This window comes from Streptomyces smaragdinus (assembly GCF_009604385.1).
In the GTDB taxonomy this organism is placed as follows: Bacteria; Actinomycetota; Actinomycetes; order Streptomycetales; family Streptomycetaceae; genus Streptomyces; species Streptomyces smaragdinus.
The window spans coordinates 1-15,941 of record NZ_WEGJ01000047.1 but is presented as its reverse complement, the minus strand read 5'-3'; the positions used below and the strand labels follow the sequence as shown (position 1 = coordinate 15,941).

Sequence of the window (15,941 nt, the reverse complement as noted above, 5' to 3'; positions counted from 1 at the left end):
CCGGTACGTACGGCCGCCCGGGACTGTCCCGGGCGGCCGTTCTCTTTGCCTCAGAGCTGGCCGGCCAGGGCGGTGGCGAGGGCCTTGGTCTGCCCGGCGGTCAGGGTCTTGCGCTCGACGGCGAGCATGACGGCGACCTTGCCGTCGTCGGCCAGCCGGACGGTGGCGACATTGCCGTCGGGCACGCCGGCCGCGGTGCCGGGCTTCGCGGCGCCGGCGGTGTCGTAGAAGGCCTTGAGCTCCTGCGTGTCCAGCCGTCCGGCGCTCTGCACGGCGGGCAGCATCAGGCTGACGGCGTCGCCCTTGGCCGCCGCCACCGTGTGCAGCGAGGCGCCCTTGCCGGCGACGCTGTACGAGCACACGACCCAGGCCCCCTTCGCCTTCGACAGCGGACCGTCGGGCGAGATGCCCTCGTCGCCGGGGAGTTCACCGTCGGCGACGTCCTTGCCGGTGCGCGCCTTGACGGGCTTGTCGAGGCCGGCGGTCTTCGCGGCGGCCTCGATGTCGTACGCGACGGGGCACTTCTTGGGGTGCTTCTGCGCCTTCGCGGCGAACGCGCGGACGTTGTCGACGGTGACCGCCGCCGGCGCGCGGTCGTCGTCACCACCGCTCCGGGATCCGAGTTGGCCGCACGCCGCGGCGGTCAGGGCTACGACGGCGGCGGTGGCGGCGGACAGCAGGGCGCGGGGGGCGGTTCGCATGAGGGGGTCTCTTTCGTACGCACGTGTCCGGCTTGTGCCGCGGACGTGGGGACACCCTAGAACCAACGGCGGCGTCAGTCGGGGGACCCGCGCCGTGGCCGTTTCTCGAACATCAATACGCGCCCTGCCGCGGCGGGTCAGCCGCCGACCTGGCCCGCGAGCTCCTCGGCGATCCGGCTGACCTGGTCGGGGGTCAGGCTGCTCTTGGCGTCGGCCCGCGTGCTGCCGGTCACGAAGGTGAGGACGACGTCCCCGCCGTTCTCCGGCAACCGGACGGTGGCGGCGGTGTTGTTCGGGGTCAGGAGGACGCTGCCCTCGCCGGCCTTTCCGGCTTCCTCCGCGTACGCCGAGAGCTTGCTCATGCCGAGCTCGTCCGTGGCCGCGATCAGCGGCAGCAGCATGTTGGTCGCCCGGCCCTTGCCCGCGCCGGACGCGAAGACGCTGGCCTTCTCGCCGTTGATCTCGTAGGCGCACTCGAGGAGAGCGCCGTCGACGCTCTCCAGCATGTCGTCCGGGCTCGGCACATCGGGCTGCGGCAGCTCACCCTTCACGGCGTCCTTGCCCGCCTGCGGCCCCACGCGGCCCTCCACCCCGGCGGCCTTGGCCGCGGCAACGAGGTCCCAGTCGACGGGGCACGTGTCCGCGCCGTCCTTGGTCTTCGCGGCGAGGTCACGGATCCGGTCGACGCTGAGCGCGTCACCGCCGCCGCCTCCACCCTTGTCGGAGCCGCAGGCCGCGCCGGTCAGGGCGAGCGCGGTGACGACGGTGGCCGACAGCAGGGCGCGGGAACCGAATCGCATCAGGGAGGTCTCTTTCCGTACACGCAGGCCGACCGCCTACGTGGGACAGCCGGCCTTCTCGGCCGCGGCGGCCGTGAACGCGCGGGTGAACTCGGTGACGGCCGGCTTGTAGTCCTTGTCCGGCGTCTTCTGCGGAACGTGCAGCCAGCGCAGTTCCATCCGTACCGTCAGATACTTGGCGCCGTCCGTCGCGCACGGCACGTCGGCGATCGCCCCGTTGGAGGCGACTGCGCCGCGCTCCCCCAGGTCGGCCGGTACAGGCTTCCAGATCCGCAGGTCGAACATGGAGGCCGAAGCCCCGACCGGATCCGCGATCCGCTCCGGGTGCCGTGACGACACGATGCGCACGGCCTCCTCGTCGTCGACGCTCAGGACGCACTGCACGTTGCGGTCCGCGGCCGGATCCCCGTACGCGCTCACCTTCAGGTCGCCGCCCTCCGGGAGCAGCGGTTCGACCAGTGCGGGGTCGACGGGCAGGCCGCAGATCGTCTCCGGCACGGTGTAGCTGTCGTCGGCCCCGCAGGCCGTGAGGGTCAGGGCCGCCAGGCAGACGGCGGCCACCGCTCCGTACTCAGTAGTGCGCATGATCTGTTTGTATCAGCCCGCGTCCGCACCGCTGTAGATCCGGGAGTCGCTGTACCCGGCGGACGCCGCCTCGTTCAGCCGGCTCAGGTCGGCCTCCGAGTGCGTCGGGTGATCCGTGTGGTTCTGCGCCCAGAGGTCGGCCAGGGCCTCGCTCTGGGTCAGCCGGTTCTGGTAGCCCTCCTGGTAGTCACCGGCCTCGATCTTGTCGATCCGCTCCTGCTCGCCCTTCAGCCACTCGTCGGCGACCAGGTCCACACCGGCCTGGATGTCGCCGCCCACGTGCGGGATGTGCCCGATTCCCATGTCGATCGCCGTCTTCCAGGCGGGCAGCTCCGCGTCGGGATTCTCGAGCTTGATGGCCTGGTTCTGGGCCTGCTCCAGTACGCCCAGGGTGCGGCCGGAGCGCAGCAGCGACTCGGCGTCCTGGCCGGAGGTGTCGTGCTGGATGTCGTCCACCATCTCCGGGATGAGGCCGGTGTTGAGCGACGTCATCGCGTTCGGGTCACGCATGATCTGCTTCGTGACCTCGAAGAGCTGATCCTCCTTGTAGACGTCGTCGCCGCGCCCGATCGTGCCCATGGTGTCGTACACGTCGCCCGCCTGGTTGGTCAGGGCGGTGGCCATCGGCTGGCGCAGGGCGGGCGGGAAGTCGTCGCCCTTGTCGGAGAGGCGTTCCAGGGCGCCGTTCAGCACGCGGTCGTGGGCGGCCATGTCGGAGCCCGGGACGTCCATGGTCGCGGCCTCGAGGGCGTCGCCCAGGCCCACGTACATCGACGGGTCGTCCATCTCTATGGGCGGGCCGTAGCCGCCGTTCATCACCAGACCGGGCCACTCACGGTCCTTGATCAGGTACTTGAGGTGGTCGTTGTTCTGCGGGTCCAGGAACTCGGTGGCCGCCTCGGGGTTGTTGCCCATCACGCCGAGAATGCTGTTCAGCGGGTCGTGGGGCGTGCCCGGGAGGGCGTTCCAGCCGGTCCACAGGGCCGGGTTCTTGTCCTTCTCGTACGCGATGATGTCGTTGCCGAGCGTCTGCAGCAGGTCGGAGTCGTACTTCCCGCCCTCGAGCATCAGACCGGTCAGGGTCTGATAGCCGTAGATCGGGTCGGTGTTGCTGCCGAAGTTGTGGCGGCCGTTCTCCTTCATCGCGTCGACCCAGTCGTCGTAGAACTTGTCGTGCGGACCGGAGGTCGCGGTGGCCAGCGATTGGGCGAGGCCCTTCTCGACCGCGGCCAGGTCCTCGGGGTGGTCCTTGCCGTAGCCGTAGACCATCTCGTGGTTGAGCTTGTTGGTCAGCTTGATCAGGTCGTCGGCGCCGCCGATGTCCGTCAGCAGCTGCCGGGAGAACGCCTTGTCGTCGGAGTTGTCCCGGAAGAGGCGCTGGAGTTCGGCCATCTCGGCGGAGGAGAGCTGCTTGCCGTCCTCGAGCTTCTTGCCGAGCTCGGCGGCGCGCTGGCCCTCGGCGACCTCGATGTCTCCGTTCGCGTCCTTGTTGAAGCCGTACGCGCCGTTGACGGAATCGCCGTGCGAGGCGCTGCTGAGCGCAAGCTTGCAGCCCTGGTCGGCGTCGTCGATGGCCCGTACGGCCTTGTCGATGGCCGTCTGCCATTCGCCGCGGCGCTGCGAGACCTGCTGCTGGAAGTCCGGGTCGTGGTGGATCGCGTTGCGGGTGGCCGGGTCGAGACGCGCGTAGTCGTACGTCACCTGGCCCTGGTCGTCCACCTTGTAGCCGGCGTCGTGGGCCCCGTTGACCTGGTTCTTGAGGGCGGTCTGGAGTTCGGTGAGCTGGCTGTGGGACTCGGTCAGGATCGACGCGATGGCCAGGGCCTCGGTCTTGGCGGCGTCGAACTGGCCGGCGGTCACCGGGGCACTGCCCGCGTACGAGTTCATCGCGAGGCCGGTCCACAGGCCGCTGGTGAGCGGGCCGGAGACATGGCCGTTGTAGTCGGCCTTCAGCTCGCCGAACCGGTTGCCCATCTGCCGCCACAGACGCGCCGAGTCCTCCAGCTCGCCCAGGTCAGCGGTCATTATCTCGTGGTACGTGAGGCCCATGTCCTAATCCCCGTTCAGTTCCCGGCGCCCTGCAGGCCCGGCGTGGTGAAGCCGTTCGGCTGCTGCAGGCCCGGCAGTCCCGGCGTGGTCAGGCCGTTGAACTGGTTCCCCGTCAGTCCGTCGCCGTTCTGGAAGATGGTGCGGGTGCCCTTCAGCGCGGCGCTCTCGTTGGCGAGCCGCTGGCCGAGGGTCTGCACCGACTTGCCCCAGTTCACCAGCGCCTCGTCGAGACCGGCGTGGACCGCCCAGGCTCTGAGCTTGGTGGCCTGACTGCCCGGGCTCGAGGACGACGGGGGGCCGTAGATCGGCGGCTGGGCGCCTCCGCCGCCGGACGCAATCCGGCCGGCGGCCTGGGTGTTGGGCAGCAGCGTGGTGTCGACGTACTCGGCGGCGCGCTTCTTGCCCTCGTAGTCCGTCTGGAGGTTTCCGCCGCCGCCGCCCGGCTCCGGCGCGACCTGGTTGAGCTGCATCTGCGCGGTGGCGTTGGCCTTGTGCTGCGCCCATTCCGCTTCGAATGACATGAGTCCCCCAGAGTGACCACTGGTACGTGCGGGATACAAGACTAGGCCGGGGCCGGAGGGATGACCGACCCCGGGCGGGAGTCGTCACGGGGCTGTGACAGCGCGGTGACATGCGACGTTGACACGGAACGGCCGGTCGGGAACAGCGCGGGGCGGGCACCTCCCGCATGTGCCCGCCCCCGTGATGCTGTGCAGTTGTGTGCCGCGCGCCGTGAGGCGCGCGACGGTCAGCCGCCGAACAGGCCCGCGGCCTTCTTGTCCGTCGACTGGTAGTTCGAGCCGGCGGTCTCGACCGCGGCCGAGATCTGGCCGAGCGCGGCCTGGACCTTCGCGGCGTTCTGGTCCCACACGGCCTGGACCGTGTCGTAGGACTGCTTCGCCTCGCCTTCCCAGCCCGCGGCGACGGTGCGGACCGCCGACTTGATCTCCTCGAGGTCGTTCATCAGCTCCTGCGACTGACGACGGATCTCGTTCGCGGCCTGGGACAGGCTCGCGTATGTGACGAGCAGCTCACCGGGAGCGTTGGACATCTTTCCTCCTGCTGGATGAGGTCGGGGTGCGGATCAGAGGCCGTTCAGACCGGACGAGGCGCCGGCGTTGCTGGCGCCACCGCTCATGCCCACGTCCACGCCCGTGAGGGTCGAGTGGACCTCGTCCTCGTTGTTCGCGCCGAGACGCCGGGTCTCCGTGATCGCTTCCTGGTAACCGATGAGGATGCGGTTCAGGGTGTTCATCGCCAGGTTGATCTCAGCCTGCTTGGCGTTGAACGCGCCGGCGCCGATACCCTTCCACGCGCCCTCGAGCGAGTCGATGGTCGACTGGAGCGTCTGAACCCGCTTGTTGAGCCGCTGGGACTTCTCGTTCAGGTCCTGCTCGAGGCGGATGATCTGATCTTCGCTTAGCCGCTGGTCGGCCATGAGTTCCCCTCTTGGTTGGGTGGTCGAGCTCGCGGGTTACGGCTCAACGCGATCGGTTGTCTGGCGCGGGGGTCCAGTCGTGTCACACGCGGCCGGTTGAGCCCGCCCCCGTTGGTGATGGTCTGTGTGGTTACGGCGGTCAGTTCGTCGAACGTCTGCGAATCAGGACGAACGCCCCGCCGCCTACGACGACGACGGCTGCCGCGATCCCGAGGACGGTCCAGAGCTGACCGTTCCCCTCGTCGTCCTTCGCGGCCTCGGCACCAGCCGCCTCGGTCGCCTCCGGCTTCGCGTCGGCGCCCTTGTCCTCGGCGGACGGCTTCGCGCTGGGGTCCTTGTCCTGGCTGCCGGCCGGGAGCAGGGGGTTCACGTCGGGGGCGCCGGGGTCGCCCTTGCCTTCGAGGAGGTTCACACGGGGTCGGACGACGCCCCAGCCGATGTACTTGCTGAGCGTCTGCTTGCCGTCCTCGCGGCCGGCCGTGTCAATCATTACCTTGAGGACCTGGTTCGCGGTCCACTCGGGGTGCTCCGACCAGATGAGCGCGGCGGAAGCGGAAGCAAGGGCGGTCGCCTGACTGGTGCCCTCGCTCGTGCAGTAGCGAGTCAGGGATTCGTCACAGTAGGTCGGAACCTCCGTACCGGGAGCCGCCAGGTCCACCGACTTACCGTAGTTGGAAAACTTGGCGTAGACGCCGGACTTGTCGACGGCTCCGACGCCAACAACCTCCGGGTAACTCACCGGGAACTTCCGGTCAGTGGATCCGTCATTTCCAGTACCCGCAAAAACCAGTTTGCCTTTGCTGGCGGCGTACTTGATGGCTTCCTCTGTATAGCCATCAAACGTAGAACCGGCAACCGACATATTGATGATGCGGGCCTTGGAGTCAGCCGCCGCACGAATCGCCTTGGCCCCCACGCGGGGGTCGACCCAGGTCTCGCCTTCTTTGTTGCCGATCTGGATACGGATGGGAAGGATCTTCGCGCTGGGCGCCAGCCCCTGAAGACCTCCACCCTCACCCGTACCGGCAATCAGTTCGGCCATGGTTGTGCCGTGGCCGGTGAGATCCGAGCGCTCGTCTCCAGAAAGATCGGTGGAGTCCAAGCCCGCAAGGACCTGCCCACGCAACGCCGGCGTATCGCCGACACCGGAGTCGATCACTGCGACCGTGACGCCCTCGCCCTTGCTGACCGCCCACATCTTCTCGGCCTGCATCACATCGAGGTACCACGGCCGGGTGGCATCCTGAGCGTTGGCGGCGGGAGCCAGCCCTATGAACGAGGCACCCGCGACGGCCGCTGCCACAGCAGCGGTGACAGCGCGCCGAATTCCGGCGTGTGCTCCGGTGTGCCTCGTCATCATGAGTCCTGCCGTCATCGCTCGGTTCTTCCGCCTATTCGACTACTCGGGGACCGCTCTCACCGGCGGCCCATGTCTCTTCGTCCTCGACCAGATAGTCCGCGCGCTCCGAATCCATCTGCTCCGGGTCGTTCCCGTTCTCATTGCGACGGCCTCCCAGGCCGGCGCCGCCCCGGGTGAAGCCGCGCTGGCCGCCACCGCGGCCGTTGCCGACCACGCCACGCCCCTCGGAAGCTCCGCCTCGAGCCGCACCGCGCGTCACTCCACGCTCACTGGAGACGCCTTCGCCACCGACCACGGTTCCACGCGGCAGGCGGGAACTTCCCGCACCTGCCGGGGACGGACGACCGATGGTGCCCGGACGGCCGCCACCCGGCATACCTCTGCTGGGACCCGTGCCGGTCGGCTTGCCGCCGACGACGTTGGAACGCGGGCCGCCCTGGAGTCCACGCGGTCCGCCACCCGTTCGGGGCGTCAAGCCCTGGCCACGATTGGCACCCTGTCCTGTCGGTCCCGTACCGGTTGGACCGCGACCGATCGTAGGTGTGCGACCACCGGCGGGGCCAGTGCCCTTGGGCCCAGTTGCGTTCGGCCCCATAGGACCGGGTCCCCGACCCAGTGTGGGGGTAACGGGCTTCCCACCGGGCCGGATCGGACCGGTGCCTGTCTGGGGCGGCTTGGGACCACCCAGTTGCGTGGTGGGCATGCGGCCCGGCCCCGGGGGCAGCCCTGGACCCGGCCCGACTGGCATCTTCGGCGGTGGCATGTAGCCGGGAGTCGGCCCGCTCAGCGACGGACCAGGACCCGGGGTCGGCGTGATCGGGCCGAGCTGACCCGGACCGGGAGCCGTCGGAGTAGGCGCGGTCGGGACCACAACGCTGTCGAGGTCTGTACCGACGGGCGCGTCAGGAGTGCCAGGTGACGGCAGGTGGCCCGGGATGAGACCGGGCTTGGTGTCCACGGTGCCGGCGGTAGGCGCATCCGGCACTGTCGGGCCGACCGCTCGCGGATGGCCCGTGCTCGAGGATCGGTCTACCGATGTAACACTGGATCGCGCTCCACCGCCACCACTGTCAACACCATCCCAGTTCGGCGCCGGCACAGCCGCATTAATCGGCTCGTACACCGGCGGCTTCAGTCCCCCCAGCGTCGACGAGGCCACCGAGTAGTGCGACGCCAGCTTGTTCATCTGGGTGATCGCTTCCTGGCGCCGACGGTTCCTCTCCGCCGAGTCCGCCCGGATGGTGTCCTGGTACAGCTCTGGGTCGGACTTCTGGTCGGCTCGCGACCAACTGTCTGCCTTGTCGGTGTAATTCTCCGGCATGGACCGCTTGACCTCGGAGAGGCCGATACCTGCGGCCTGGATCTGCGTCCCGGCCGTGGCCGCGTACTCGGAGAGCTCGAAGGTCCGTCCTACGAAGTTCGTGCTCCACGCCTGGAAGGACGCGCCGGCAGCACCTTCCCACTCCACATTGGCGAGCTTGCCCTTCAGCGTGTCCGCCGCTGTTTCGAACGCCTTGCCGGCCTTGTAGAGGTCCTCGCCGGCAGTCGTGAGTCGCGCCGGGTCACCGCCCTGGGTGAACGCGGTCAGCTCCTCGAGCGAGTAGTTCTCGAAGTTGGTGCTGCCGAGCGAACCGTCGCCCATGAACATGCCGTCGATTCGCTGCATGATCTGGACGAGCGCGACCTGGACGTCGCTGGGCGCGTTCTCCTGCAGCGGGACGTGCTCGTCGCCCGGCTGCGTGGTGTCGTTGTTCCCTGCCATCTGTCAGTCCCCCCGCCTCAGAAGGCGCCCTTGTCACTGTTGTCGGCAGGCCGCGCAGCGGGCTGTGCCGGATCCTCCGAACGAGCCTGCTCCCTGCGGTCGTACACCTCGGTGTTGACCGTGTGAAAGCGTCGGCGCTCGTCTTCGTCCAGGTTCTGGTAGCCGCTCTCGGCGCCTCGCATCGCGATCTCCAGTGCGTCCAGCAACCGGTCGACGAGATCAGCCATCTGAGTCAAGGTCTGTTGCACGGCCGTGTAGTGCGCTGTGAGTCCCTCTGCCTCGGCAAAGCTCGACCCTGAGTGCAGCGCGTGCTGCTCTACCGTCTGGTCGGCGACTACCTGCGGAGCCCCCTTCGAGTTCCTGAGTGTGTCCAGAGCAGATTGAACCTGCTTCCGGAAGTCACCCATCGACTCGTAGCTGACCTTGAGGTTACTTGCCGACATCGCCTCAAGAGGTATCAAGGCTGCTCCTCCCCGTTCCATCTTGGAGCCTGCACGGACGCTACCGCACTCAAAACTCTAGTCACCGGCCACGACAGTTCCAACTGTAAAGGTACGGAGCCGTTGTCAGCGTTCTGTCACGACGCGGGGCCAACTCTGTTGCACTGCACGGTCGTTACGCGTGCGATCCTACGGGGCCCGAGTGACACGCGGCATAGGTATTCGTACTCACTCCCCGATCGTGACGGAGGCCACACGCAGCGTCGCTCAGACCGTTCGCCGCCGTCGCTTCGCCCGGTCCTGGAACACCCGTGCGATGCCTGCCGTGAGGGCCACGAGGACCACGCCGGCCACCACCGCGTAGCTGCCGATGCGCTCGTTGCGCTGCTGTTCCGACTCGCCCACCGGGATCCTGGCCGCCGTCGGATAGTTGGCGGGGTCGAGCTTGCCCGCCTTGTCGACCTGCGGTGCCTCGATCGGCTCGGCGTCCTCCGTCAGGGCGCGGACCGGGTCGACGACGCCCCAGCCGACCAGGACGTCGTGGCCCCGGATCGAGCGTTCCGCCGTCTGCTCCAGCTGGGCCACGATCTCGTTCGGCTTCCAGTCCGGGTGCTTGGCGACGAGCAGCGCGGCGACGCCCGCCACGTACGGGGCGGAGAAGGACGTGCCGTTGTCGGTGCAGTGGCCGCCGCCCGGCACGGTCGAGACCATGTCGACGCCGGGGGCCGCGATACCGACGAAGTCGCCGGACTGGGAGAAGGGGGCCCGCTCGTTGTTGCGGTCCGACGCGGCGACGGCCAGGACGCCGGGGTACGAGGCAGGGTAGGTCTTCTTCGTCTTGCGGTCCAGGCCGTCGTTGCCGGCGGAGGCGATGACCACGACGTTGTTGGCGAGGGCGTTCTCCACCGCCACCTCCAGGTTGGAGGCGGCGGGCAGGGCCTTGGCCGTGTCCTGCGAGATGTTGATGACGTCCGCGCCCTGCTTCACCGCGTGGTCGATCGCCTGCGCCATGGTGTCGGACGTGCCCGTACCGTTCGCGTCGTTCTGCTTGATCGGGATGATCGTCGCCTCGGGCGCGATACCGACGAAGCCCGTCTTCTTCGTCGGGTCCTCGCTCGCGGCGATGATGCCGGCGACCCTGGTCCCGTGGCCGACCTCGTCCGACGTGCCGTTGGCCGCCCCGCGCTCGGGGACCTGGCCGTACTGGTCGGGCTTGGGCTTCTTGGGCAGGAAGTTGGCGCCGGCCGCGGCGTCGACGGCGGCCGTCAGCTGGCGGTTCTTTATGTCGACGCCGCTGTCGATGACCGCGACGCGCACGCCCTTGCCCTTGCCGCCGGCCGCCTTCCACATGTCTTCCAGGTTCACCCGCTGCAGCGACCAGGGCGTGCCCTTGTAGTCGTCCGACGGGAACTGGCACTGCTCCTGGGCCGCCGCGGGTGTCGCGGCGGGGCCGGCCTGCGGGAGCACGGCGAGGGCAGCCACGGCGAAGGCGGCCGGTACACGGATGTAGCGGGACATCAGCGCTGTGCCTTCCTCAGAGGTTCTGCGGCTGGCAGGCGTCGGCCGTCGACAGCCGGGGGCCTGTGGGCAGGAAGTCCGACCACTCGCCGGGGATGGGCTTCGGCTGGACGGTGTCGTAGTTCAGGCGCTTCTGGGAGGTGTTCTCCTCGGCCTCCGCCTTGTTCTTCTGCCGCGCCGCGTCGTCGGTGCCGACGCCGCAGAAGCCCTCCTGCGAGTCCTGGTTGGACTGCACGGCGTAGCGCAGCCCCTTGTCCGTGACCAGGAAGGTGCTTCCGGTGCTCGCGGAGGCGCCGCTGGACTGGCGGTACAGCTGGCCGGATCCGGGCGAGACGTAGGAGGGGGAGCCGATCGCCAGCGGGGCCGGGAGGTCCGTGCCCGCCCAGGTGAAGAGCTTCGTCGCGTTGCTGCCGGTCACCTCGTCGAGGACGTTGCAGATGACGTTGCGGTTGCCCTCTTCGAGTGCCGCCTCGTTGACGGCGCTCGCCTTGTCCTCCGGCCAGTTGTACTCGGTGCCGTAGGGCTCACCGGCCGTGAAGCTGCCGCTGCTGACCTCGGCCGCCTTGCCCTTGGTGTCCAGCGCCACCGCCTGCGGGCTGTTGAGCAGGAGGTACGCGGTGAAGTCCGAGACGGGGGCGACCCGGTCGGTCAGTACGACGAACTGTCGTGTCGTCGCGCCGGAGGACGCGCTCAGCACCATGCCGACACGCCGCTCGTTGTTCTCCAGATTGTCGACACCGGCCGCCTGTGTCGGCCCGCCGAGCCCCTCGACCTGGGGGAACTCGATCGGGTCCCCGGTGTGGAGGGTGGCCAGCCACTCGGTGGTGACCCGCTGGGGTCGCGTGTCGTTGCCGATGATCAGCTGGACCAGACCCTGCTGGTCCGGTCCGTCGGGGAAGGCGTACTTCGTGCCCTGCCGGTCGACGATGTACAGCTTGTCGTCCGGCCCTTGTACGAACAGGACCTCGCCGCCCGTCAGCTTGTCCTTCCCGCCGACCCGGCCGGAGTCCGCGGCGGACAGGACGTACGCCGCCTTCTGGACGGCGCGGGCGCCGTCGGTGGAGCGCTGGCAGACCGCCCAGCGCTTCTTCTTGCCGACCTCCTCGGCGCTGGGCAGCCGGTCCGGGGCGTTCTGGATGCCGAGCGTCGCGCCGCGCGGGAGCTTGGAGGCGTCGAGGATGTCCTCGTCGACGTCGATGATGTCCGCGCCGGGGCGCAGCAGCAGCCGGGCGGAGGCGAGGTTGAGCACCTCGTGCAGCTGGGGCTTCTTGTTCGTGCGCAGCACCACGTAGAAGGTGCTGGAGTCGCTGACGCGGATGATGTTCTTTTCCGCGGCGTCCCAGTCCTTGGGCGCCTTGGGCTTGAACATCCCGATCGCGCCGAAGACCGCCAGGATCACCACCGCGATGATCATCCCCGGCAGCACGCCGCGCAGCGGTTTCGGCGCGCCCTCCTCCGTGCCCGTCGGGTTGGGCTGCAGAAACTGCCCGACCAGACGTCGCTTCGCGAAGGTGTACGCGTTGAGTTCGTCCCGCCGCGATGCCATGCAGCTCTCCCCGCAATCCTCTGGCTGCCCCCGAGGCCGCCCCGTCCCTGCCGTGTCGCCCGTGTGGTGTCCGGGCGGGCCCTACTATGCCGCGAACCGATCTCCCCCGGGTACGCGGGTGGGCATTCGTCCGCTTACGCGGCCCCGTTGAGCGCTGTTGCCCGCTCTTCGCGGATGACGGTAACAGTACGGACCGACAGCTGTGGCGGGCGAAGTGTCGTCGCTGGGGCCTACGATGCCGCGTATCGATCTCGCCGGGGCCCTGGGTAGGGTGATGGGCCCGTACGTACCTCGTACGTGCACGGGGGCGACTCAAGCGGAAGGGCAGGGGTTCATGGGGACCGCGACGAGAGCGCGAGGACCCGCCCGCAACAGTCGGGGAGCGGGCGCCCAGCGAAGCAGGTCAGGCGGTCGGAGGGGCGGTTCCGGGGCGGCGCCGGTGGCGCTGCGCACCGAGCCGAGGGCCTCGCGGCTGGGGCCGATACCGCTGGCGCAGCTGGTGCTCATCGAGCTGGGGCTGGCCATCGTGGTGGGCGGGGCGGCGATCGACGACGCGCTCGTCGTACCGGCCGCCGGCGTCGCGATCGCGCTGGCGCTGATCGCGCTGCTGCGCAGACGGCAGCGGTCGATCCCGGACCGGTGGGCCACCGGTTCCGCATACCGGCGGCGCAAGGGTTTCGTGCCGCCGCTGCCCGAGCCCGGTGCCGATCCGGCGCTGACGCCGGCCGTCGAGTGCGTGCCGGGTCTGAAGTCGTACGCGTTCCTCGACCGCGACCGGCGGACGGTGGGGATGCTCGGGGACGGGACGTTCCTGACGGCGCTGGTGCTGGTGGAGGCCGGCGCGAGCGCGCTGCGGCCCGCGTTCGGTGCCCGGGCGCTGCCGCTGCGGGTGCTCGAGGGCGCGCTGGACGTGGACGGGATCACGGTGGAGTCCGTGCAGATCGTGCAGCACGTACAGCCCGCGCCCGCGCCGCATCTGCCCGAGCAGGCCATCGCACGGCGGAGTTACGCGCCGCTGCAGGAGGCGACGAAGGCGCCGGCGCTGCGGCTGACGTGGGTGGCGGTGAAGCTGGACCCGGAGCTGTGCCGGGAGGCGGTGGAGGCGCGCGGCGGCGGGCTGGAGGGCGCGCAGAAGTGTCTCGTGCGCGCCGCCGACCATGTCGCGAGCCGGATCACGGGCGCGGGCTTCCGTGCCACGGTGCTCGACGAGGCGGGGCTGATCGGGGCGCTCGCGACGTCCGCGTGCGCCAACCCGCTGGCCACGGCGCGGGCCGGGCAGCCGGACGCGCCGCTGACGAAGCGTACGAAGGAGAACCTGCGCAGCTGGCAGTGCGACGACCGCTGGCACACCACGTTCTCGATCGCGTCGTGGCCCGCGATGGGCCGCGGGGCGGCGCCGCTGCCGCGGCTGGTGTCGGCGCTGACGTCGGGGCCCGCGCTGGCGACGACGTTCAGTCTGACGGTGCAGCGCGGACCGCGCCGCGACGCGACGCGGGTGCACGGTCATCTGCGGGTGACGGGGCGCTCGGAGTCCGAGCTGAACCAGGTGCGGCGGCAGGCGGAGCGGCTCGCCCGGTCGGCGAAGGTGTCGCTGGTGCGGCTGGACCGTGAGCAGCTGCCCGGTGTCGTGGCGTCGCTGCCGATGGGGGGTGCCATCTGATGGCCCAGCAAGGGATCGGGATGAAGATGCGCGGGCTGCGCGGCCCGCGCCGGGCGGGGCATCTGGTGTCCTCGGCCCAACTCGGCGGGCTCGCCCTGCCGATGGGCGACGACGGCGTCGTCATCGGCCAGGACGCGGAGAACCGGCCGCAGATCGCGTGCTTCCACCACCCCCAGCCGTACGAGGTGCTGCTGATCGGCGGCCTGTGGACCGCGCAGGCGATCGCGCTGCGCGCGGCCGGTACGGGGTCGCGGGTCGCGGTGGAGACCGGTCGGGCGGAGATGTGGACCAATCTGGTCCGGTCCGCGACCGCCGGGCTCGAGGTCATCACGCTGCACGAGCCGGGGCGGGTGCCGCCGCTGGGTCCGTCGGTCGGCAGCCCGGTGATGATCATCCGGGACTGCGGGGTGCGGCCGCCGCGCGGGCGGACGACGGCGCTGCCCTGGCAGTCGGTGCTCACGCTGGTCCCGTATCTCGGGCCTGCCGTGCCGCGGCTGGTGGAGGGTGCGGCGCTGGTCGGGATACAGCGGGTGTCCCCGGAGGAAGCGGTGCAACTGGGGCGGCTGATGCAGCTGCCGCAGGCCGACGTCGACTCGCTGTCCACGCTGGGCGAGGGCGTCACCCTGTGGTGTACGAGATCGGACCGGCAGTACACGTTCACCCAGCCGACTGACGCCGAGTCGCAGCTGCTGGGGACCCCGCGGCGGCTGGACTGAGGTCGTTCCCGGCCTCTTGGCGCCAGGCCCTGCGCCCGTACGCCCCCGGTGAACTCCCGGCGTCCGTGCGGCGGACGGGGCCGGTGATCACGGGGGGCGCGGGCGGTCGGGGACACCCCGGCCGCCGGTGATCGCCCGGGAGAGTGCAGTGCCACACCGCCCGCCCTGCCGCGGGGGCCGTCACTCCCCTTAGGGTGGGTGGGTAAGCGCGCGGCGGCTGCCGAGCCAGTCTCCGGGGGACCAACTGGGACCGGCAAGCGCACCGTCACAACGCGCCGGCGGGCATTACGGGAGGCACAAGTGAGCACCGATCGGGACCAGAACGGCGTGGGCCGGACCAGCCCCGACGAGGAATCGGACGTCGAGCGGACCGGGGAATTCACGATCGATTACGCCCCCTCCGCCTGGTACACGCAGGGCCCCGCCGGCAGTCAGCCGCAGGATCCCGCCGTACCGCCGCTGCCGTCCGGTTTCACCGCCGCGCCGCCTACTCCGCTGGCGGCCACGGGGCCCGGGTCGAACGGGCCGGCCGGGGAGGCCTCCGGCGGCACCGGTGAGGTGCCCCGGGACACCGGAACGCCTGCCGGTGGTACGGATGTGACCGGCGGTTCCTCCGGTACGGGTGAGGAGCCGGCCGGTGCGGGGACGCCGGCCGGGGGTGTCGACGTGTCCGCGCCGCGGAGCGACGGGCCCGCGTCGCAGGGGGACTTCGCCGTGGCGGCGCCCTCGTACAACGCGCCGGAGCCCGTCGTACCGGCGGAGCCTGTCGCACCCGCTGCACCCGCTGCGCCTGCCGCGCCGGAGCCGGCGCCTGCCCCGGCGCCCGAGCCCGAGCCGCAGCCGCTCGCCGCCCGCGCGGAGCCGGAGCCCGCGGACGACGGGGTGCTCGACAGCCCGTCCACCGTACGGTTCTCCGCCCGCGCCCTGCGCCGTGAGATCGCCGAACGCGACGAGCGGGCGGAGGAGCAGACCACCCTCATCCCCCGCATCAGGGTCGACGAGCCCCAGGACGCCGTACCGCCCGCTCCCGCCGCCCCGCAGCCGGAGCCGCAGGACGCGCCGCCCCCCGCCCTCGCCGAGCCGCAGGACGCGCCGCCCCCCGCGCAGCGCTCGCCGTACAGCAGCGACCAGTCGGCGGCCCCCTGGTCACCGCCGTCCCTCCCGGCGCCGCCGGCCCCGCAGGGCGAGGTCCCGCCGCTGCCCCCGCAGTTCCAGCCCGCCGCCGGCGCCCCGTGGGACTTCCGCGCGTGGACCGACCGCTCCCGCCGCAACCTCGGCGTGGACCGGCTGGACCTCGTGCAGCTGCACTGCCCGCCCACGCCGGTGTTCTCCTCCGACGCGGTCTTCGACGCCCTGGACACCCTGG

Annotated in this window: 15 protein-coding genes; 3 read left to right on the top strand and 12 right to left on the bottom strand. The window is 70.4% G+C overall.

What is annotated here, in order from left to right:
• Positions 1-50: 50 nt before the first annotated feature.
• The 12 genes from SRB5_RS31935 to eccB all read right to left on the bottom strand — a co-directional run bounded on the left by SRB5_RS31935 (position 51) and on the right by eccB (position 12,199).
• On the bottom strand, positions 51-701 hold the full coding sequence (locus tag SRB5_RS31935) for a hypothetical protein (protein WP_153456973.1): 651 nt from the start codon (positions 699-701) through the stop codon (positions 51-53).
• A gap of 137 nt (positions 702-838) precedes the next feature.
• Positions 839-1,501 (bottom strand): hypothetical protein, encoded by a 663-nt coding sequence (locus tag SRB5_RS31930; RefSeq protein ID WP_153456972.1) that lies wholly within the window; start codon positions 1,499-1,501, stop codon positions 839-841.
• A 36-nt stretch (positions 1,502-1,537) separates the two neighbouring features.
• Entirely contained in the window at positions 1,538-2,086 is a 549-nt protein-coding gene (locus tag SRB5_RS31925) for a hypothetical protein (RefSeq protein WP_153456971.1), read from the bottom strand.
• Between the two features lie 12 nt (positions 2,087-2,098).
• A complete protein-coding gene (locus SRB5_RS31920; protein WP_153456970.1) occupies positions 2,099-4,111 on the bottom strand; it encodes a DUF6571 family protein in 2,013 nt (670 codons plus the stop codon).
• A gap of 38 nt (positions 4,112-4,149) precedes the next feature.
• Positions 4,150-4,656 carry a hypothetical protein gene (locus SRB5_RS31915; RefSeq protein ID WP_153456969.1) on the bottom strand — a complete coding sequence of 169 codons (507 nt, stop codon included), beginning with the start codon at positions 4,654-4,656 and terminating at the stop codon, positions 4,150-4,152.
• Between the two features lie 227 nt (positions 4,657-4,883).
• Positions 4,884-5,186 carry a WXG100 family type VII secretion target gene (locus SRB5_RS31910; protein WP_153456968.1) on the bottom strand — a complete coding sequence of 101 codons (303 nt, stop codon included), beginning with the start codon at positions 5,184-5,186 and terminating at the stop codon, positions 4,884-4,886.
• Between the two features lie 33 nt (positions 5,187-5,219).
• Positions 5,220-5,573, bottom strand: a complete 354-nt coding sequence (locus SRB5_RS31905; RefSeq protein ID WP_153456967.1) for a WXG100 family type VII secretion target — start codon at positions 5,571-5,573, stop codon at positions 5,220-5,222.
• A gap of 139 nt (positions 5,574-5,712) precedes the next feature.
• Positions 5,713-6,948, bottom strand: a complete 1,236-nt coding sequence (locus SRB5_RS31900) for a S8 family serine peptidase (RefSeq protein WP_228390607.1) — start codon at positions 6,946-6,948, stop codon at positions 5,713-5,715.
• 16 nt (positions 6,949-6,964) lie between these two features.
• Positions 6,965-8,695 (bottom strand): hypothetical protein, encoded by a 1,731-nt coding sequence (locus SRB5_RS31895; RefSeq protein ID WP_153456966.1) that lies wholly within the window; start codon positions 8,693-8,695, stop codon positions 6,965-6,967.
• A 17-nt stretch (positions 8,696-8,712) separates the two neighbouring features.
• The gene (locus tag SRB5_RS31890) at positions 8,713-9,156 is read right to left on the bottom strand and encodes a hypothetical protein (protein ID WP_153456965.1); all 444 of its coding nucleotides are present in this window, start codon (positions 9,154-9,156) and stop codon (positions 8,713-8,715) included.
• Positions 9,157-9,402: 246 nt separating this feature from the next.
• A complete protein-coding gene (mycP, locus tag SRB5_RS31885; RefSeq protein WP_153456964.1) occupies positions 9,403-10,653 on the bottom strand; it encodes a type VII secretion-associated serine protease mycosin in 1,251 nt (416 codons plus the stop codon).
• A gap of 16 nt (positions 10,654-10,669) precedes the next feature.
• Positions 10,670-12,199, bottom strand: a complete 1,530-nt coding sequence (gene eccB, locus SRB5_RS31880) for a type VII secretion protein EccB (RefSeq protein ID WP_153456963.1) — start codon at positions 12,197-12,199, stop codon at positions 10,670-10,672.
• A 334-nt stretch (positions 12,200-12,533) separates the two neighbouring features.
• Between eccB and eccE the strand changes: the two genes are divergently transcribed.
• The 3 genes from eccE to SRB5_RS31865 all read left to right on the top strand — a co-directional run.
• Complete coding sequence (gene eccE, locus SRB5_RS31875; RefSeq protein WP_194293092.1) at positions 12,534-13,859, top strand: type VII secretion protein EccE; 1,326 nt, start codon at positions 12,534-12,536, stop codon at positions 13,857-13,859.
• Positions 13,859-14,575 (top strand): acyl-CoA synthetase family protein, encoded by a 717-nt coding sequence (locus SRB5_RS31870; RefSeq protein WP_194293091.1) that lies wholly within the window; start codon positions 13,859-13,861, stop codon positions 14,573-14,575. The genes eccE and SRB5_RS31870 overlap by 1 nt, the downstream gene beginning before the upstream one ends.
• Positions 14,576-14,875: 300 nt before the next feature.
• The coding region (locus SRB5_RS31865) for an SCO5717 family growth-regulating ATPase (protein WP_323378817.1) at positions 14,876-15,941 on the top strand (1,066 nt) is incomplete at its 3' end.